This is a genomic window from Rhodococcus koreensis (assembly GCF_900105905.1).
GTDB classification, from domain to species: Bacteria; Actinomycetota; Actinomycetes; order Mycobacteriales; family Mycobacteriaceae; genus Rhodococcus_F; species Rhodococcus_F koreensis.
Genome location: NZ_FNSV01000005.1, coordinates 6791680 through 6809163, shown reverse-complemented (window position 1 = coordinate 6809163; position 17484 = coordinate 6791680). Strand labels below are relative to the sequence as shown.

Here is a 17484-nt window from a genome sequence, read left to right as displayed (position 1 = left end):
CTGGGAGTTCTTCTTCCCGACCAATCTGTACATCGCGTTCATCAACTGGTGGAATCCTTTCTAGCGCACGGTAGCCCGGTCAGCGGGGCCCGCGTACGCGCCGCCACCACCTGGCCTTCCGCTCCGCCTTCTCTGCCTCCTCCATCTCGTGCCGCATCTGCTTCAGGACTGCCGGGGCCTCGAGCGCGCTGAACGCCCGGGATTCGGTTCTGAACTCCTTCAGGTACGTGCAGCACACGAATCCAGGGCCGAGCGAGCCGAGAGAGAAGGGAATCGACACCAGCAACCAGTTCCCGCCGTACGCGTGGCCGAGCGTCACACAGATCAGGGCGACAGCACCCAAGGCGAACTGGAGATACAGGAACTTCCCGCCCTGCCGCCTGGCATGTTCCATCCCCGACAGGTGATAGTCCATGTTCAGCCTGTGGATCTCGATCTCCCGCTGGGTCCGAATGATGTAGTCGTCGAACGTCTCGCCGTCATTGAGATAGTCATCCATCGGGCCGCCTTCGTCGCGTGGGAATCGCAGCGTAGGCGTGCCCACCGACATGTCGTGGACAGCCATAATCTTTGCGTAAGGGCGACGCCGCCATCATGGTCTTTCAGCGACGACGGCGACTACGACCGGCCGACGCTCCGGGACGAGACCGTCGGTCACGGCACCTCTCTCAGCGTCGGCAGCGACGGCGAGGTCGACGAGGGCGGCGAATGACGGTGTCAGTCGATCGCGAAGAGCCGCGCCGCGTTGTCGTGGCACACCGCCCGCAGCCACGGCTCGCCGAGGTCGAATCGGGTGAGACCCTCGAGCGCGTCGAGGTACGGATACGGAATGTTGGGGAAGTCGCTGCCGAACACGATTCGTTCCTGCAGTTCCGACAGCCGGTGCACCTGGTCGCGCGGAAACGGTGTCGCCGCTTCGGTGTAGTCCGTGAACGTCATCGTGGTGTCGAGATACACGTTGGAGTACTGATCGGCCAGGTCCAGGAATTCCCGGTACTCCGGCAGCCCCATGTGGGCGATGATCAGGTGCAGCCGCGGGTACCGCGACAGCAGTTCGGCGATCGGGCCCGGGCCCGTGTGGGTGCCGGGCGCCGGCCCCGATCCGCAGTGGATGACCACGGGGACACCCGCCTCCTGCAGCACACCCCACACGGGGTCGAGGAGGGCATCGTTCGGCGAGTAGTCGCCCACCTGGATGTGGGACTTGAACACACGCGTCCCCGACTCGATCGCCTCCGCGACGTACGCGGCCGCGGACTCCTCCGGGTAGAACGTGGACGTCCGCAGGCAGTCGGGGGTCTGCGCGGCGAATTCGGCCGACCACTGGTTGAGCCACGCGGCCATCTCCGGCTTGTGCGGGTAGATCATCGACGTGAACCGGCGGACACCGAACCCGCGGAGGTGCTCGACGCGGACGTCCTCTTCGTGCCGGTAGTGGATGGGCCACTCACGTCCGGTGAGGGGACCGACTGCGTCGAAGTAGCCCCACACCTTCTCCATCACGTTCGCGGGCATGAAATGGGTGTGGACGTCGATGATGCCGGGCAGCCCCAGCGCACGCCAGAACTCCCGCACCCGCAGATCCTCGGACAACACTCTTCTCCTCGACGCAGTGCCGGACCACGGAACCCCGGCGGATCGGAACGGGGGCCGACTCAGAACAGCGTGAACGCGTCCTCGGGCTCGGGTGCCGGCGCGACAGGCGCCGGTGCAGCGGCAGGGGCGGGTGCAGCGGCAGGGGCTGCGACCGGCGCCGGCGCGACCGCACCGGATGCGACGGCACGGGCCGCCTCGCCTGCGAGGACGTCGGCCATCTCGTTGTAGTGGTTGCCGACGTGGCCACGCACCCAGCGGAACCGCACGGGCCCGGGGCGTTCGCTGATGGCCCGGTCGATGGACTGCACCAGCGCGAGGTTCTTGACGGGAGCACCGCCCGCCGTCTTCCAGCCCTTGCGTTTCCACCCGGGCAGCCATTCCGACGCGCACTTGATGGCGTATTGGGAGTCGGATTCGATCAGCAGCGGATCGTCGCCGGGATGCGCGGTGATCGCTTCGAGCAGCGCCCGCAGCTCGGCGATCTGGTTGGTCCCGGAGGGTTCGCCACCCGATTGGCTGGGACCCTCGTGATTGACCCATGCCCAGCCGATCGCCCCACCGGGGTTGCGGAGGCAGGATCCGTCGGTACTCACGATGATCATGGCTGGGACTTTACGTGCGCGCTCCGACAGCCGCCGGTAGCGGTCGCCTTCACAGTGGATACGCTGCATTCGATGACGGCTTCGCTCGAGGTGGTCGAGACCACCGTGACCGCGCGGCGTCCCCTGGACGTCGCCATGTCGTTGCAGCCGCTGCAGCGCGGGAAGGGCGACCCCTGCCACCGCCGGACGGCCGACGGCGCGATCTGGCGGACGTCGGTGCAGAAGTCGGGCCCGGTCACCTATCGCCTCACCCAGATCGACCGTCATTCGGTGCGCTGCCAGGCGTGGGGTGCGGGTGCTCCCGAGCTGGCTGCGGGGCTGGGCCGACTCGTCGGCGAGCACGACGAGTGCGCGGACTTCGCCCCCGACCATCCGATCCTCGTCGAGGCGCACCGGCGTTTCCCGCACCTGCGGCTCGGCCGTACGGACCGGGTGCTGGAGGCCCTCGTGCCCGCGATCCTCGAGCAGCGGGTGCACGGCATCGCGGCGTTCGCGGCGTGGCGGCATCTCGTGTGGAAGTTCGGCGCGCCTGCTCCCGGACCGGCTCCGGACGGGATGCGACTTCCCCCGACCGCGGACGTGTGGCGGCGGGTTCCGTCGTGGGAGTTCCACCGGGCCAACGTCGACCCCGGCCGATCCCGCGCGATCGTGCGCTGCGCGCAGGTCGCCGACCGGCTCGAGAAGATCGTCGACCTCCCCCGCGAGGAGGCGAACCGCCGGCTGATGTCCATTCCCGGCGTCGGGGTCTGGACGGCGGCCGAGGTGTCGCAGCGCGCGCTGGGCGATCCCGATGCCCTGTCGGTCGGCGACTATCACCTGGCCGCGATGGTCGGGTGGTCGCTGCTCGGGAAGCCCCTGGACGACGCCGGGATGGTGGAGTATCTGGCGCCGCTGCAGCCGCACCGCCAACGCGCCGTGCGACTGCTGGAGGTGAGCGGGCATGCCGTCAAACCCAAGTTCGGCCCCCGCACGACGGTCGTCGACCACAGCTGGCACTGAACGTCATTCACGCACTCCACGTGGCCGCATTCCGCCACCTGTGAACACCTGTTCAAGTGTTCATACGAACAACTAGACTTCGAAGGATCAGCTGCCGGCCGGAGGAGACGCCGTGGAATCCGTGGCAATGCACATGAGCGACGGCCTGATCAACGCACCGACCTCCCTGCTGTTCGTCGTCGTCGCCGTGGCGGGACTGTCGATCGCCGCCTGGCGCGCGCGCTCGGAACTCGACGAACGCACCGCACCGATGGCCGGTCTCGTGGCGGCCTTCATCTTCGCGGTCCAGATGGTCAACTTCCCGATCCTTCCCGGTGTGAGCGGCCACCTTCTCGGCGGCGCACTCGCCGCTGTACTGGTCGGCCCGTACACCGGCATGCTCTGTATCTCGATCGTGCTGATCGTGCAGGCCCTGCTGTTCGCCGACGGCGGGCTGACAGCGCTGGGGGCGAACATCACCAACATGGCGATCATCGGGGTGGTGGTCGGCTACGGCGTCGCGGTGGCGTTGCGTCCGCTCGTCGTGCGGCAGGAGCGACTGCGCTTCCGCGTCCTCGGCGGGATGTCGTTCGCCGCGGCCCTGTGTGGAACGGTGGCGGCGGCGATGGGCTTCGTGCTCGAGTACGCGATCGGCGGACACGCCACGTCCGGGGAGTCGACCTCGCTGGGCGCGGTGGCCGCCTACATGCTCGGGGCGCACGTGCTGATCGGCATCGGCGAGGGCCTCATCACGGCCGTCACGGTCACGGCCGTCGCGAAGGCGCGCCCCGACCTTGTGTATCTGCTGCGGACGGCACCCCGGCGGGTGGAGGTGCGGGCGTGATCTCCCTCCGCCGCTTCCTGATCGGCTTCGCGCTGGTGGCGCTGCTCGTCGCCGGCGCGGTCTCCTACCTCGCCAGCTCCAGTCCGGATGGTCTCGATGCCGCGACGACGCGCGGATGCGAGACGGTGGAGACCGACAACGGGGAGGCGCTCGTGGGTGACTGCATCGCCCGGAACGCGTCCGCGCATCACCTGTCGGACTCGCCGCTCGCCGACTACACGGTGGGCGGCCGGGCGCATCTCACCGGGGTCGCGGGCGTCATCGGCGCGACCGCGACGTTCGCCGTCGCGGGTGGCCTGTTCTGGCTGCTCGCCCGCGCGCGGTGCAACCGAACGAGCCCCTGACCGTGGGAGCCGGTCACGCCCATCCGCTCTACCTCGACGGCGCCTCCCCCCTGCACCGACTGCCCGCCGAGGTCGAGATCGTCTGCGCCGTCGTCTTCGTCTTCGCGGTGGTCGCGACACCACGCGAGGCGTTCTGGGCGTTCGCCGGCTACCTCGCCGTCCTGATCGTGATCTGGCGGATCGCCGGCATCGCGCTCAGGTGGATCGGGCCGAGGATGCTGATCGAGTTGCCGTTCGTGACACTCGCGGTGCTGCTGCCGTTCGCCGAGGGCGGCGCCCGCGTCACGGTCGCGGGACTGTCGCTGTCCGTCGCGGGCCTCTATGCGGCCTGGGGCATTCTCGTGAAGGGCACTCTCGGCGTCCTCGTCTCGCTGACGCTCGCTGCGACGACACCGGCCCGGGACCTGCCCTTGGGTCTGGCGCGACTGCGCGTGCCCGCGATGCTCACGACGATCGTGGTTCTGATGCTGCGCTACCTCGACCTGCTCACGGCCGAGATCGAGCGGATGCGCACCGCCCGGCTGTCCCGCGGCGACGACCCCCGGACGTTCCGGCAGATCGGCGCCACCGCCCGGGGCGTCGGCGGTGTGTTCGTGCGTTCCTACGAGCGCGGCGAGCGCGTCCACCTGGCGATGCTGTCGCGGGGGTTCGCGGGTTCGGTTCCCACGATCGGGGCGCCCCCGGCGACCGCTGCGGCATGGCGGGCGGGGCTCGTGCCCGCGGTGTGCGCGGTGGGGATCTGTCTCACGGCGTGGGTGCTCCGATGACCGCGGCCGTGCACCTCGAGGGCGTCTCGTTCGCGTATCCGGACGGCCGGGCCGCGCTGCACCGGATCGACCTCACGGTGGAACCCGGCGAGCGGGTGGCCGTCCTCGGCCCGAACGGGGCGGGCAAGACCACACTGATGTTGCACCTCAACGGCATTCTGACGGCCACCGAAGGCAGCGTCACGGTGGGCGGGCTGGCGCTGTCGCGGGGTGCGCCGCGGGACACGTTGCGCGAGGTCCGGCGGCGGGTCGGCATCGTCTTCCAGGATCCCGACGACCAGTTGTTCATGCCCACCGTCGCGCAGGACGTCGCGTTCGGTCCGGTCAATTTCGGCGTCACCGGGTCGGCGCTCGACGAGCGGGTGCGCGACGCGCTGGCGGCCGTGGACATGACGGCGCATTCCGATCGCAACCCCGCGCACCTGTCGGTGGGCCAGCGACGCCGGGTCGCGCTGGCGACCGTCCTCGCGTGCGCCCCGAACGTCCTCGTGCTGGACGAGCCCTCGAGCAATCTCGACCCCGTCGCCCGGCGCGAACTGGCCGAGGTTCTGCTGGGTATCGACACCACGCACCTGCTCGTCACGCACGACCTCCCGTACGCCGCCCAGTTGTGCACACGCGCCGTGATCCTCGACGAGGGTTGCCTGGTGGCCGACGGTCCGATCCTGGACTTGCTCGGCGACCCCGCGTTGCTCGCGCGGCATCGCCTCGAGTTGCCGTGGGGTTTCCGGCTTCCCACCGCCGAGCCTCATTCGCCCGGCGAACGATCCGTGACACCGCCGACCGGGTAGCCCACGATGGGGTGACGAAGCTTCGCCCGCACTCCGACCGGAGGTCAGCGATGTCCACACCCGAAGCCGATGCCGCGACGGTGTCCCAGCGCATTTTCGACGCGTCGCTCGGGGCCATCGACCTTCTCGCCGTCCACCTGGGAGACCGCCTCGGCTGGTACCGCAGTCTCGCGTCGGAAGGCCCGGCGACGGCGGACGAACTGGCGGAACGCACCTCCACTCATCCGCGGTACGCGCGCGAGTGGCTCGAGCAGCAGGCCGTGTCGGGACTTCTTACGGTGGACGCCGCGGATCCACCGAAGTTCACGCTTCCGGCCGGTGCCGCCGAAGTGCTCACGGACGAGCAGAGTCTCAACTATCTGGCACCGCTCGCGCGGATCTTCGTCGCCGCGACCACGCAGATGCCCGCACTGCTGGAGGCGTATCGCACCGGCGGCGGCGTGGGGTGGTCCCAGTACGGTGCGGATGCTCGCGAGTCGCAGGCCGATATGAATCGGCCGTGGTACGAGCAGGTTCTTCCCGGCGCGCTGGCGTCGGTTCCCGAGGTGGACGCGTTGCTGGGGGCGCCCGGTGCCACCATCGCCGACGTCGGATGCGGCGGCGCCTGGTCCACGATCGCACTCGCGCGCGCCTACCCGGACGCCACGCTCCACGGCTACGACATCGACACCGCGACCGTCGAACTCGCGAGGTCCAACGTGCGCGAGCGGCCGGATGTCGCCGACCGGATCACGATCACCGAATCGGACGCCGCGGGAATCCCCGAGGGCAGTTGCACCGCGGCCTTCGCGTTCGAGTGCATCCACGACATGCCCGCTCCGGTCGAGGTGCTGTCCGCGGTCCGCAGGGCGCTGGCCCCCGGCGGTGCGATGATCGTGATGGACGAGGCGGTCGACGACGAATTCTCCGCGCCGGGAAGCGACGTCGAGCGACTGATGTACGGCTTCAGTCTCACCGTGTGCCTGCCCGACGGCATGAACCACACTCCGAGCGCGGGCACCGGAACGGTCATGCGCCCGAGCACATTGCGCGGCTACGCCGAGTCCGCCGGTTTCGGCACCATGGACGTCCTGCCGATCGAGGATTTCGGGTTCTTCCGGTTCTACCGGCTGACGGTGTAATCGTCGCACCGACACCCGATACGTACGTATTTTGCGGAAAGGCCGAAAACTGGGGCGTCCGAAGGGGGAAGATGTCTGCAGTAGGCAGGTTACGGACGCTTTCGCCGGTCGGGGCAACTGTGAAGCGCCAGGTCGAACCAGATTTGTCGTTTGTCATCCGCTACTACGCATGGGAAACACCATGAAACTGCATAGAGTGACAGCGCCGGCAGCGCTGCTGATCGCCACCCTGTGTGTCGGAATGGGTACCGCGTACGCCGCCCCCACTCCCGCCGACCAGGCCGTCATCTCGCACACCAGCCTCAGTGCCGACGGCCGATCGGTCGGCACCGCACTCGACGCGGGATATTTCACCCTGTCGAGGACGGCCGCCGCGGTCGACATCTCCAACGATTCCGGAACCACGGTGGCCACGATCCCACTGCGTTACTCGATCGCCGGCGTGCAGTTCGCGATCGATCCGCTCGTCACCGACGGCGGCCGGTTCCTGAGCCTGACGCCCACGACGACCCCGGTCGCGGGAACACTCGCCCTCACCCCGGTCGACAGGGATTCCGCGTACGCCAACATGATGACGCAGCTCGAGATCGGCTGGGTGAACGGCGGCGGGACCGCGACCGCGATCGGCGCGGGCATCGGATTCGTCGCCGGGTGCATCTTCCTCATCCTCGGCGGATGTCTCCCCGGTGCCGCGGTAGGCGCAGCGATCGGCGCCGTCACCGGTATCAGCAACGCGAACCCCGCTGCGACACCGGCGGTTTACGAATTCCTCGGAACCCTGTAGCGGGGCTTCCGTTCCGACCTCGAGCGACGATTCCGGGAGGACTATGGGTAAGTTCGCACACGGGGAGCATCACCGCGCACCCACATATGCATGTAGCCGTTCCGGTTTTCCAGCGAATATGGTCCACGCACAACGATGTTCGGTGCTCTCAGGTGGGGACCGTGTTCGTCCTACGACATGGTGGGAATTTCCATGAAACTCTTGAGAACTCTGGCATTGTCCATATTCGTCGTGTCCGCGATGGCCGTCGGGGCGGGAACGGCGTACGCCGATCCGGCACCGCAGGGAATCGACTGGTCGCAGCCGCTCATGACCCCGGCCGCCGATGGCGGTAGCAGCCAGGTGGCCGAGCAGTTCTTCCCGGAGAACGAGACCAAGCAGGACGCCTTCGACAAGATGACCAACGAGATCAATACCGGCTGGAACAACGCGGGCCTGCAGGGCATGGCGATCGGTTCCAACGTGGGCATGGCCATCGGGTGCGTGTCGATCTTCCCCAACTTCATCGCAGGCTGCATCGTCGGCGCAGTGGTCGGCACCATCGCCGGCGCCGTCATCGGCATCGGCGTGGGTAACCCCAATGCCCAGCCTGCCGTAGAGCAGTTCTTCGCTACACCCTGAGCGAAGAGCGGGCTGCAGCCCCGGCCTCACTCGGGCCGGGGCTGCGGCGTGTCCGCCCACGACTAGTTGATACATGACCAATTAGTGCGCTAACTGATCTGCTCGGTCAGCCGACGACACCCTCTGCACGCCGGTTCGCGATGTCCTCCGCCGACCAGCCCAACTCGCCGAGGATCAGATCGGTGTGCGCGCCGAGCGCGGGCACGTCCCCCATCCGCATCTCCACGTCGGAGAACGTCATCGGCGGCAGCATCGCCCGGATCGGCCCGGCCTCGGTGCCGACGTCACGCCAGCGGTCGCGCTGGTCGAGTTGCGGATGCTCGATCAGCCCGCCCAGGTCGTTGAGTTCCGCCGCCGGGATCCCGGAGTCCGCGAGCGCCTGGTCGAGAGCGGCGCTCGTGAAACGTTGCGTCTCCTCGGCCACCAGGGCGTCCACCTCCGCCCGGTGCTGCACCCGCAGCATGTTGGTCGCGAACCGGGGATGGTCGGCGAGGTCAGGGCGTTTGAACACGTCCGTCACCAGTTGCCGCCAGCCGCGGTCGTTCTGGACACCGATGAGGATCTGTCCGTCCAGGGTGGGATACGAGTCGTACGGGACGATCGCCGCATGACCGAGCCCGACGCGCGGGATCTGCTTGTCGGCGTACATCTTCATGTACATCGGATGGCCCAGCCACTCCGCGGTCGCGTCGAACATCGACACGTCGATCCGCGCTCCCACACCGGTGCGCTGCCGCCGGAACAGGGCACCGAGCACCGACGTCACCGCATACATTCCCGCGGCGATGTCGGAGACCGGGACACCCGTCTTGGTGGCGGTGTCCGGAGTGCCTGTCACCGAGATCATCCCCGTTTCCGCCTGGACCAGCATGTCGTACGCCTTGCGTTCGCGCCGGGGTCCTGCCGACCCGTAGCCCGACATGTTCACGACGATCAGTTCCGGATGCTCGGCGCGCAGTGCGTCGGCGCCGAACCCGAGACGGTCGGCGGCGTCGGGGGCGAGATTCTGGATGAAGACGTCGGCCTTCTCGATCAGCTTCGCGACGGTGTCCCGCCCGACCTCGGACTTCAGGTCGACGCCGATCGACTCCTTCGACCGGTTCAGCCACACGAAGTGCGAGGCCTGCCCGAACACCGCGTCGTCGTAGTTGCGGGCGAAATCGCCCTCCCCCACGCGTTCGATCTTGATGACCCGCGCGCCCATGTCCGCGAGATGGCGGGTGGCGAGCGGAGCGGCCACGGCCTGCTCGAGTGCCACGACGGTGATGCCGTCGAGCGGCAGCAGTCCGGGGTCGTTCTCCATGTCGGGATTCACCTTTCCTCTTCGGCTCCCGTGTGATTGTGATAGTGCGTGGCACCGATGGTGTGCAGCAGTTCGTGCACGGTGTCGTCGGTGAGCCGGTACCGCATCGAACGGCCGTCCCGAGTCGCCGACACCCATCCCTGGTTACGGAGCAGTCGCAGCGCGTGCGAGACGGCGGTCCCGGTCATGTCGAGGGCCGCCGCCAGGTCGCCGACGCAGATGTCGGGGGCGTGGTGCAGGCACAGCAGCAGCCGGAGGCGGTTGCCGTCCGAGAGCAGTTCGAACCGGTTCGCCCAGCCGTCGATGTCGGGGGTGTGCAGTGCCGCCGCCGCACGCCGAACGTCCTCGGGGTTCAGGGCGGGGGTGGCGGCCATCACGCCAGTCTACAAACGCCGCGAGCCCGCCCGGCCCGGCATCCATAGGCGATTCCTCACTGTCCGTTCGGCTCTGTGACTTTGTTTCGGCACGCACACCGGTGGTCGACTGGCACGACACGTCACCCGGTCCCCCGGCGGCGTCGACGACTCATCGAGGAGCCTGATGTGAGCGGTCTGCATCTTCCCCAGCGCGTGCGGCACCATGCCGCGGAACGGCCGGGAGCACCCGCGGTGACGTGCGGTGACACCACGCTGACGTACGCGGAGCTCGACTGGCGGACCAACCGGATCGCAACAGCGCTGTCGGCGTTGACATCCCGGGGCGGCCGGGTCGGGGCACTGCTCCGGATGCGCACCGAGGGCGTCGAGACGTTCGTGGCCGCCGCCAAGTCGGGGCTCGTGTTCGTCCCGCTCAACTGGCGGCTCCCGGCAGCCGAGGCCGCCGCGGTCGCGGCCGATGCCGGGCTCGAGGTGCTGATCGTCGAATCGGAATTCGCCGCCACCGCCGACGCAGTCCGCGACGCGCTCCCGCGGGTGGTCGTGGTGGTCGTCGACGCGGCCGACGGCGACACCCTTCCGCCCGGCGCCTGGTCGTGGGATCGGCTGGTCACGTCGGGCACCGCCACCGACCCGGGGCTCGGGGACGACCCCGCCGCCGAGGTGCTGCAGCTCTACACGTCGGGCACGACCGGGCTTCCGAAGGGTGTGGTCGCGACGCATCGCAACCTGCACAACGAGCCCGACGGCCTGCTCATCTACCACTGGAAACCCGGTTCGGTGGCACTCGACGCCTTGCCGCTGTTCCACATCGCGGGCGCCGGCTGGCTGAGCACCTGCCTGTCCGCAGGCGTCCACGTGGTGCTGCTCGGCACATTCGACGCCCGGCAGGTCGCCGAACTGATCGAACGGCACCGGATCACCCACGCCTTCCTGGTTCCCTCGACCATTCAGATGCTCCTCGACGTGCCCGACCTCGAACGCTACGACGTGTCGAGCCTCGAGCTGGTCGCGTACGGTTCGGCGCCGATCACCACCACGCTGCTCCGGCGGGCGATCGATCGCCTCGGCTGCGGATTCGTGCAGCGTTACGGCATGACGGAGACGACGGGCTCGGTCACCGCACTCGCCGCCCGGGACCACAACCCGTCCGGGGACCGCGCGCACCTGCTGCGGTCGGCAGGCAGGCCCATGCCCGGTGTCGAGGTCGAGATCCGGGACGTGGTGACCGGCGCCCGGCTCCCGGCGGGCGAATCCGGGGAAATCGTGTGCCGCTCACGCAACAACGTCGAGGGCTACTGGAAACGGCCGGACGAGACGGCGAACCTTCTCACCCACGACGGTTTCCTGCGCACCGGCGACGCCGGGCACATCGACGCGGAGGGCTATCTGTTCGTCACCGACCGGGTGAAGGACATGATCATCACCGGAGGCGAGAACGTGTACCCGATCGAGGTCGAAACGGTGCTCGCCGAGCACCCGGCGGTGGCCGAAGTCGCGGTGGTCGGTGTGCCGCACCGGACCTGGGGTGAGTCCGTGACGGCGGTCGTCCGGCTCGCCGACCCGTCGGACGCACCGGACGAGCAGGACCTGATCGCGTTCACCGCCACCCGGCTCGCGTCGTACAAGAAGCCGCGCGAGATCGTCTACGTCGCCGAACTTCCGCGGGGCGCGAGCGGCAAGGTCCTCAAACGCGCCCTACGCGAAGGACTCCGCGACACGGAGGTGCCGTCGTGATCGTCACCGAGGACGTCGGTACCGTCCAGCGTGAGGCCTGGGCCCGCGGCGTGCTCCCACCCGTCGAGCAGGTGCGCCCCGGATTGTGGTCGATCCCGGTGCCGATGCCACGAAACCCGTTGCGGTACGTCCTGATCTACGCGCTCACGATCCCCGACGGTCTCGCGCTGATCGACGTCGGCTGGGATTCCGAGGAGTCGTGGCGGGCGCTCGTCGACGGGATCGCGCAGACCGGGCACCACGTCACCGACGTCCGGTACGCCGCCGTCACCCACCTGCATCCCGACCATTTCGGCCTCGCACCCCGGCTGCGGGAGGTCAGCGGGGCGGCACTCGCGATGCACGGCGCGGATGCCGCACTGCTCGGCCACCGTTCGGCGGCGGACACCACCGCCGACGAACACACGTGGAACACCCAGCTCAACCAGCTCGGGGCACCCACCGGCATCCTCGCCGCCGCCCGCGTCGACCTCGTCCGGCTGGGGCCGGGCGAGTCCATGGACGTCGTACTCGGCGACAACACTCCGCTGGGCCTGCCCGGCTGGGATCTGCGCGCAGTCTGGACACCCGGGCACACGCCCGGTCATCTGACGTTCGTCGACGACACCCACGGGCTCATGTTCAGCGGCGACCACATGCTGCCCCGCATCAGTCCCAACATCTCCACCGTCCCCGGCGAACTGGAAAATCCGCTGCACCGGTACCTGCTGTCGCTGCACGCCACCACCACGATGCCCGACGGTGAGGTGCTGCCCGCGCACGAGTACCGGTTCCGGGGGATCGCCGACCGTGCCCGGCAGCTGATGGGTCATCACGAGGAACGCTTCACCGAGATCGTCGCCGCTCTGGCCGTGTGGCCCGAATCGACGGCGTGGGAGATCTCGCAACACATTTCGTGGTCGCGGCCGTTCGACTCCATGTCCGACCGCCTGCTCCGCCTCGCGGTCCGCGAAACCCACGCCCACCTGCTCGTTCTCGCCGACCGCGGAAGCATCCGCTCGCTCGGCGGCCGCCCCGAACGCTGGACCCCTACCTCCCGTAAGGAAGACACCCCATGAGCGTGGTTCTCACCGAATTCGCCGACGGCGTCGCCGTCATCACCCTCAACCGCCCGGAGGCGAAGAACGCCGTCGACCTCGAGGTCGCGAAGGCGCTCGCCGCCGCGATCGACGAATTCGAGGCGCGGCCCGACCTGACCATCGCGATCCTCACCGGCGCCGGGGGAACGTTCTGCGCGGGCATGGATCTGAAGGCGTTCAGCCGCGGCGAACGGCCGTCGCTGCCCGGCCGCGGATTCGGCGGACTCACCGAGGCCCCGCCGACGAAACCGCTGATCGCCGCCGTCGAAGGATGGGCGCTCGCCGGCGGTTGCGAGTTGGCGCTGTCGGCCGACCTGATCGTCGCGGCCCGCGACGCCAAGTTCGGCATCCCCGAGGTCAAGCGGGGGCTCGCCGCGGCCGCCGGCGGTCTGCTGCGACTGCCGAAGGTGCTACCCTATCCGATCGCGATGGAGATGGCGATCACCGGCGATCCCCTCACCGCCGAGGTCGCGCACGCGCACGGACTCGTCAACCGGCTCACCGAGCCCGGGCAGGCGCTCGACACCGCCCGCGACCTGGCGGCCCGGGTCGCCGCCAACGGTCCCCTCGCCGTCCGGGCCACCAAGCAGGTACTCGCGATGTCGGCCGCCTACACCGACCCCGACGCGTTCGCCGGGCAACGCCGCTTCCTCGATCCGGTGTTCACCTCCGAGGACGCCCAGGAGGGTGCGCGTGCGTTCGCGGAGAAGCGCCCGCCGGTGTGGCGTGGCCGATAGCCGCATGACCGGCACGGCCCGCGTCACAGCTTCCGTACGATGACGGCGTGGACCTGCATCTCGTCACCTACTTCGTCGCGGTAGTCGATCACGGCGGGATCACCAGGGCCGCGCAGTCCCTCTACATCTCGCAACCGTCCCTTTCGCAGGCGATCCGCACACTCGAACGCCGCCTCGGTGTCACCCTGTTCGACCGCACCGGGCGACGTCTCGAGCTGACCGAGGACGGCCGCACGCTCGACGTCGCCGCCCGGCGCATCCTCGCCGACGTCGAGCGGGCCAAGGCCAAGGTCGCTGCGGTGCGCGAACTCGTATCCGGCCGCGTCGACGTCGTCACGTACGCGGCGTTCTCGATCGATCCGATCGTCGACCTGGTGCGCCGGTTCCGTGAGCAGTACCCCCGGGTGACGGTCCGCGTCATCGACGCCGACGGCCCCACCGGCGTCCTCGGTGCCCTGCGCCGCGGCGAGGCCGAACTCGGGGTGATCGATTTGTCCGTCGACCACAGTGCACTGCACTCGGTCCCCATCGGCGATCAGGAACTGGTACTGGCCCTGCCGAACGCCCTCGCCGACACTCTCCCCGATCCGGTGCCCCGCTCGGCGGTCCGGGACATTCCCCTGATTCAGGATCTCGGGGACAAGAGCGACGCGGCCCTGATCACGGATCTGGTGGGTGATCCCGCGAACGTGGTCGTCGACTGCACCCACCCGGGCGCCACGTGGGAACTGGTGATGCGCGGCGCGGGGGCCACGGTCCTGCCCCGCCTGGTCGCCGAGGAACAATTGCGCGGGGTCGCGATCCGGTCGATGACGCCGAAACTGACCCGGCCCGTCGGACTCGTCCAGCGGTCCGGCCCGGGATCACCGGCAGCCTCGGCGTTCGTCTCGATCGCGCAGGCCACCCAGGCCACGGGCACCCGAGAGGGGAACTGACCGCATGGAGTTGCGTCAGGTCGAGTACTTCCTCGCCGTCGTGGAACACGAAGGCATCAACGGGGCCGCCGCGTCGCTCGGCGTCGCACAACCCACCATCTCGCAGGCACTGCGCGGGCTCGAGCGGGAACTGGGCGTGCAATTGTTCCACCGCATCGGCCGCGGCATGGTGCTCAGCGCCGCAGGCCGCAGTTTGGTCGGGCCGAGCAGGCAGATCCTGCGCGACGTCACCGCCGTCGAAGACCTCCTCGCCACCTCCGACGGGGCACTGGCCGGCCGGCTCGATGTCATGGCGTTTCCGGCGCTGGCGATCGGTCCCCTCGTCGACCTCGTCACCGAATTCCGGCGAACCCACCCAAATGTGCTGGTGCGCTTGGGTGAATTGAAAGACGAGGCCCAGGCAGCCTCGCTGATCGAGGACGGGCACTGCGAATTCGTGGTGGCCCACCTCCCGCTCGACGACGCCCGGCTGGACGTCCTCGAACTCGGCGAACAGGAGTACTGGCTCGTATACCCGCCGGGCACCGACCTGCCGGAGGGCCCGGTTCCGCTCGCCGACCTCCCCGACGTCCCGATGGTGTTCGTTCCCCGCGGCCACTCCGTCGCGGACGAGATCGAGGAATCGATCCGCCACGCCGGGGCACGACCGCACCTCGCGGCGCTGTCCGATCACCGCGAGGCGCGGCTTCCCCTGGTACTCGCCGGGATCGGCGGGACCCTGCTGGAACGGTCGATCGCGGAGGCGGCCCGGGACCGCGCCGTGGTCCGCCGGGCGGAGCCGACGTTTGCCCGCACCTTCGGGATCGCGTTCGACCCCGACATGCTCTCCCCCGTCGGGCACGCGTTCGTCGAACTGGTGCGGGCGCACACCTCGAAGACCTGAACACAGCTCATAGGTTTCGCCTCATCCTGTGTGTCCCAGAACGACATTGCGATGGAACGTTTCCGGTGATCGACTGACCGGGAGCGGCACGGCGCCGGCCAACCCGGGCGTCGCCGAGAACCGCGCCCACGTCTGGAGCCGCGCATGAGCATCGAATCCCTCCCCTCCACCGCAGGGGCCGCATCCGCAGAATCCGACGTCCTGGTCGGCCGGGACGGCGCGGTCGCGACGATCACGCTGAACCGGCCCACGCGGCGTAATGCGATGACCCTCGACTCGTGGATCGCCTTGCGCGAGACGCTCGCCGAACTCGCCCTCGACGACGCCACCCGCGTCGTGATCCTCACCGGTGCGGGCAGCGACTTCTGCACCGGCGCAGACCTCGACAAGCGCGCCCCGATGCACCCGCTGACCCGGATGCGGCAGATCAACGCGACGGCGCTCGCGGTCGCGGAGTTCCCCAAACCGCTGATCGCGAAGGTGCGCGGCTACGCCGTCGGAGCCGGCTGGAACCTGGCGCTGCTGTGCGATCTGCTCATCGCCTCGCGCGACGCACAGTTCAGCCAGATCTTCGCCAAACGCGGCCTGTCGGTGGATTTCGGAGGCTCCTGGCTCCTGCCGCGCATGGTGGGACTGCACCGCGCGAAGCGCTTGGTCATGCTCGCCGAGATGCTCGACGCCGAGCAGGCGGACGCGCTGGGACTGGTCAGCGAACTCGTCGAACCGGAAAAACTGGATGCCACGGTCGCCCGGTTCGCCGCCGGCCTCGCGCAATCGCCGACCGTGGCCGTCATGCAGTCGGCGCGACTGATCGAGGACGGCACGACGTCGTCGCTGCGGGACGCACTCGAGAACGAGTCCCGTTCGCAGGCGGTCAACTTCGCGACCGACGCACCGGCCGCATTGCGCGCCTTCGTGGAAAAGCGTCCCCCCTCCTTCAGCGGGGAATGGCAGGTGCCGCAACCGTCGTAGGAACCGCTAGATGATCGCACCGTCGATCGTGCAGAAGCTGTGGCACAGCCGGGTGACGATCCGCGGCCCGCGTTCGGGATCGAACCACCGATCGATGTGCGCCCAGTGGTAGGGGTGCGTCATGTACGGCCCGGACAGTCCGTCGAGGTCGGCGTACTCCTGCTCCCAGACGTGGGTCCACCGCGCGGCGCCGGCCGACTCGTGCACCCGGCTCAGCTGCGAGGTCCCGATGGTGCGGATGTAGTCCGACATCGCCCGCGTCTCGGATTCGAACTGCTGCACCACCGCCGGGTCGGCGGAATTTTCGACCGAGACGAGGAGCGTCCGGTACACGGCCGGCTCGAAAGCGCGTGGGGCGGGAGTGGGAACGCCCGTGTAGCCGACGCTGTCGACGTGCCCGATCTCGGGGACGGACAGCTGTGCGGCGATATCGGGTTCGACGGCGCGCCAGTCGGATTCGTCGTCGAAGTGAAGGTGCGCGATCACGTCGCCGCCGTTGATGCCGCCGGGCAGGGTCGGTGCCACGAGGACACGCCGGGCCCGGGAGGCCGCTACGTCCTGCAGCCTGCCTGCCACCGACGCAGCGGCGCTGCCGTCCGAGTCCGCGCCGAGGTGAATCAGCTTGGTCACCTTAAACATCGGTCGCGACCTCCACGTCCGCGGGCGAGCAGGACACCGTGCGTCGCCGGGTGGTGAGAAGCTGGTCGGCGTCCTCCCACCAGCCGAGCACCTCCGCGTCGTGGCGCGCGAGAAGGCTCTGATGCCACCAGGCGCGAGCGCCGCGCACGGTCCAGCTGACACTGACGGTGTTGGACTGGTCCTCGAGCCACACCGGCGGGGAGACGAGCACGCGATCGAGGGTCAGCCCGCGCGCAATCGCGCCGGGCGCATAGCGTTCCAGGTAAGCGTCGAGAAAAGCGCGCGCCCGACCGGGCGACACCACCATCTCGTCGACGACGTACACGATCGGCTCGGCCGAAACCATCAGCGCTCCCTCCTTCCCGCTACCAGGACGG

The 17484-nt window shown here is 69.0% G+C and carries 22 protein-coding genes; 15 read left to right on the top strand and 7 right to left on the bottom strand.

The window, feature by feature from the left end; all coding sequences use genetic code 11:
* Positions 1-79: 79 nt before the first annotated feature.
* Positions 80-499: a hypothetical protein gene (locus BLV94_RS35525; RefSeq protein ID WP_072947184.1), complete on the bottom strand. Its 420-nt coding sequence runs from the start codon at positions 497-499 to the stop codon at positions 80-82.
* A gap of 54 nt (positions 500-553) precedes the next feature.
* Here BLV94_RS35525 and BLV94_RS35520 point away from each other — a divergent pair, with 54 nt between their 5' ends.
* Positions 554-712: a hypothetical protein gene (locus tag BLV94_RS35520; RefSeq protein ID WP_241031324.1), complete on the top strand. Its 159-nt coding sequence runs from the start codon at positions 554-556 to the stop codon at positions 710-712.
* Positions 713-717: 5 nt separating this feature from the next.
* Here the strand turns inward: BLV94_RS35520 and BLV94_RS35515 are convergent, their stop codons facing one another.
* Complete coding sequence (locus BLV94_RS35515; RefSeq protein WP_072947218.1) at positions 718-1593, bottom strand: amidohydrolase family protein; 876 nt, start codon at positions 1591-1593, stop codon at positions 718-720.
* 62 nt (positions 1594-1655) lie between these two features.
* Entirely contained in the window at positions 1656-2198 is a 543-nt protein-coding gene (locus BLV94_RS35510) for a ribonuclease H family protein (RefSeq protein WP_072947185.1), read from the bottom strand.
* A 72-nt stretch (positions 2199-2270) separates the two neighbouring features.
* Here BLV94_RS35510 and BLV94_RS35505 point away from each other — a divergent pair, with 72 nt between their 5' ends.
* The 8 genes from BLV94_RS35505 (at position 2271) to BLV94_RS35470 (ending at position 8448) form a co-directional block, all read left to right on the top strand.
* Positions 2271-3197 (top strand): DNA-3-methyladenine glycosylase family protein, encoded by a 927-nt coding sequence (locus BLV94_RS35505; protein WP_072947186.1) that lies wholly within the window; start codon positions 2271-2273, stop codon positions 3195-3197.
* Between the two features lie 127 nt (positions 3198-3324).
* Positions 3325-4020: an energy-coupling factor ABC transporter permease gene (locus BLV94_RS35500; protein WP_072947187.1), complete on the top strand. Its 696-nt coding sequence runs from the start codon at positions 3325-3327 to the stop codon at positions 4018-4020.
* Positions 4017-4364 (top strand): PDGLE domain-containing protein, encoded by a 348-nt coding sequence (locus BLV94_RS35495; RefSeq protein ID WP_072947188.1) that lies wholly within the window; start codon positions 4017-4019, stop codon positions 4362-4364. The genes BLV94_RS35500 and BLV94_RS35495 overlap by 4 nt, the downstream gene beginning before the upstream one ends.
* Before the next feature lie 2 nt (positions 4365-4366).
* Entirely contained in the window at positions 4367-5131 is a 765-nt protein-coding gene (cbiQ, locus tag BLV94_RS35490) for a cobalt ECF transporter T component CbiQ (protein WP_072947189.1), read from the top strand.
* Positions 5128-5922, top strand: coding sequence for an energy-coupling factor ABC transporter ATP-binding protein (locus BLV94_RS35485; protein WP_072947190.1), 795 nt, complete (start codon positions 5128-5130; stop codon positions 5920-5922). Before cbiQ ends, BLV94_RS35485 begins: the two co-directional genes overlap by 4 nt.
* Positions 5923-5972: 50 nt before the next feature.
* Positions 5973-7043, top strand: coding sequence for a class I SAM-dependent methyltransferase (locus BLV94_RS35480; RefSeq protein ID WP_072947191.1), 1071 nt, complete (start codon positions 5973-5975; stop codon positions 7041-7043).
* 181 nt (positions 7044-7224) lie between these two features.
* A complete protein-coding gene (locus tag BLV94_RS35475; RefSeq protein ID WP_072947219.1) occupies positions 7225-7827 on the top strand; it encodes a DUF8020 domain-containing protein in 603 nt (200 codons plus the stop codon).
* A 192-nt stretch (positions 7828-8019) separates the two neighbouring features.
* A complete protein-coding gene (locus tag BLV94_RS35470; RefSeq protein WP_072947192.1) occupies positions 8020-8448 on the top strand; it encodes a hypothetical protein in 429 nt (142 codons plus the stop codon).
* Between the two features lie 106 nt (positions 8449-8554).
* Here BLV94_RS35470 and BLV94_RS35465 read toward each other — a convergent pair whose 3' ends face one another.
* Both BLV94_RS35465 and BLV94_RS35460 read right to left on the bottom strand, forming a co-directional pair.
* Positions 8555-9751, bottom strand: a complete 1197-nt coding sequence (locus BLV94_RS35465; protein WP_072947220.1) for a CaiB/BaiF CoA transferase family protein — start codon at positions 9749-9751, stop codon at positions 8555-8557.
* Positions 9752-9759: 8 nt separating this feature from the next.
* On the bottom strand, positions 9760-10125 hold the full coding sequence (locus tag BLV94_RS35460; RefSeq protein WP_072947193.1) for an ArsR/SmtB family transcription factor: 366 nt from the start codon (positions 10123-10125) through the stop codon (positions 9760-9762).
* Between the two features lie 168 nt (positions 10126-10293).
* On the opposite strand from BLV94_RS35460, the gene BLV94_RS35455 reads away from it, so the two are divergent.
* The 6 genes from BLV94_RS35455 to BLV94_RS35430 all read left to right on the top strand — a co-directional run bounded on the left by BLV94_RS35455 (position 10294) and on the right by BLV94_RS35430 (position 16468).
* A complete protein-coding gene (locus BLV94_RS35455) occupies positions 10294-11862 on the top strand; it encodes a long-chain-fatty-acid--CoA ligase (RefSeq protein ID WP_072947194.1) in 1569 nt (522 codons plus the stop codon).
* On the top strand, positions 11859-12920 hold the full coding sequence (locus BLV94_RS35450; RefSeq protein WP_072947195.1) for an MBL fold metallo-hydrolase: 1062 nt from the start codon (positions 11859-11861) through the stop codon (positions 12918-12920). Before BLV94_RS35455 ends, BLV94_RS35450 begins: the two co-directional genes overlap by 4 nt.
* Complete coding sequence (locus BLV94_RS35445; RefSeq protein WP_072947196.1) at positions 12917-13678, top strand: crotonase/enoyl-CoA hydratase family protein; 762 nt, start codon at positions 12917-12919, stop codon at positions 13676-13678. Before BLV94_RS35450 ends, BLV94_RS35445 begins: the two co-directional genes overlap by 4 nt.
* Before the next feature lie 47 nt (positions 13679-13725).
* On the top strand, positions 13726-14613 hold the full coding sequence (locus BLV94_RS35440; protein WP_072947197.1) for a LysR family transcriptional regulator: 888 nt from the start codon (positions 13726-13728) through the stop codon (positions 14611-14613).
* Positions 14614-14617: 4 nt separating this feature from the next.
* Positions 14618-15496: a LysR family transcriptional regulator gene (locus tag BLV94_RS35435; protein ID WP_072947198.1), complete on the top strand. Its 879-nt coding sequence runs from the start codon at positions 14618-14620 to the stop codon at positions 15494-15496.
* Between the two features lie 144 nt (positions 15497-15640).
* Positions 15641-16468, top strand: coding sequence for an enoyl-CoA hydratase/isomerase family protein (locus tag BLV94_RS35430; RefSeq protein ID WP_072947199.1), 828 nt, complete (start codon positions 15641-15643; stop codon positions 16466-16468).
* Positions 16469-16474: 6 nt separating this feature from the next.
* On the opposite strand, the gene BLV94_RS35425 is transcribed toward BLV94_RS35430, so the two are convergent.
* Together BLV94_RS35425 and BLV94_RS35420 are read right to left on the bottom strand one after the other, a co-directional pair.
* Positions 16475-17107: a Dabb family protein gene (locus BLV94_RS35425; RefSeq protein WP_072947200.1), complete on the bottom strand. Its 633-nt coding sequence runs from the start codon at positions 17105-17107 to the stop codon at positions 16475-16477.
* Positions 17100-17453, bottom strand: a complete 354-nt coding sequence (locus BLV94_RS35420; RefSeq protein ID WP_072947201.1) for a hypothetical protein — start codon at positions 17451-17453, stop codon at positions 17100-17102. The genes BLV94_RS35425 and BLV94_RS35420 overlap by 8 nt, the downstream gene beginning before the upstream one ends.
* Between the last annotated feature and the right edge of the window lie 31 nt (positions 17454-17484).

Coding starts and splice junctions, on each gene's coding strand:
- BLV94_RS35525 (WP_072947184.1), bottom strand. CDS start 499: ATGGATGACTATCTCAATGACGGCGAGACGTTCGACGACTACATCATT.
- BLV94_RS35510 (WP_072947185.1), bottom strand. CDS start 2,198: ATGATCATCGTGAGTACCGACGGATCCTGCCTCCGCAACCCCGGTGGG.
- BLV94_RS35505 (WP_072947186.1), top strand. CDS start 2,271: ATGACGGCTTCGCTCGAGGTGGTCGAGACCACCGTGACCGCGCGGCGT.
- BLV94_RS35500 (WP_072947187.1), top strand. CDS start 3,325: ATGCACATGAGCGACGGCCTGATCAACGCACCGACCTCCCTGCTGTTC.
- BLV94_RS35485 (WP_072947190.1), top strand. CDS start 5,128: ATGACCGCGGCCGTGCACCTCGAGGGCGTCTCGTTCGCGTATCCGGAC.
- BLV94_RS35480 (WP_072947191.1), top strand. CDS start 5,973: ATGTCCACACCCGAAGCCGATGCCGCGACGGTGTCCCAGCGCATTTTC.
- BLV94_RS35475 (WP_072947219.1), top strand. CDS start 7,225: ATGAAACTGCATAGAGTGACAGCGCCGGCAGCGCTGCTGATCGCCACC.
- BLV94_RS35470 (WP_072947192.1), top strand. CDS start 8,020: ATGAAACTCTTGAGAACTCTGGCATTGTCCATATTCGTCGTGTCCGCG.
- BLV94_RS35465 (WP_072947220.1), bottom strand. CDS start 9,751: ATGGAGAACGACCCCGGACTGCTGCCGCTCGACGGCATCACCGTCGTG.
- BLV94_RS35460 (WP_072947193.1), bottom strand. CDS start 10,125: ATGGCCGCCACCCCCGCCCTGAACCCCGAGGACGTTCGGCGTGCGGCG.
- BLV94_RS35445 (WP_072947196.1), top strand. CDS start 12,917: ATGAGCGTGGTTCTCACCGAATTCGCCGACGGCGTCGCCGTCATCACC.
- BLV94_RS35435 (WP_072947198.1), top strand. CDS start 14,618: ATGGAGTTGCGTCAGGTCGAGTACTTCCTCGCCGTCGTGGAACACGAA.
- BLV94_RS35430 (WP_072947199.1), top strand. CDS start 15,641: ATGAGCATCGAATCCCTCCCCTCCACCGCAGGGGCCGCATCCGCAGAA.
- BLV94_RS35425 (WP_072947200.1), bottom strand. CDS start 17,107: ATGTTTAAGGTGACCAAGCTGATTCACCTCGGCGCGGACTCGGACGGC.
- BLV94_RS35420 (WP_072947201.1), bottom strand. CDS start 17,453: ATGGTTTCGGCCGAGCCGATCGTGTACGTCGTCGACGAGATGGTGGTG.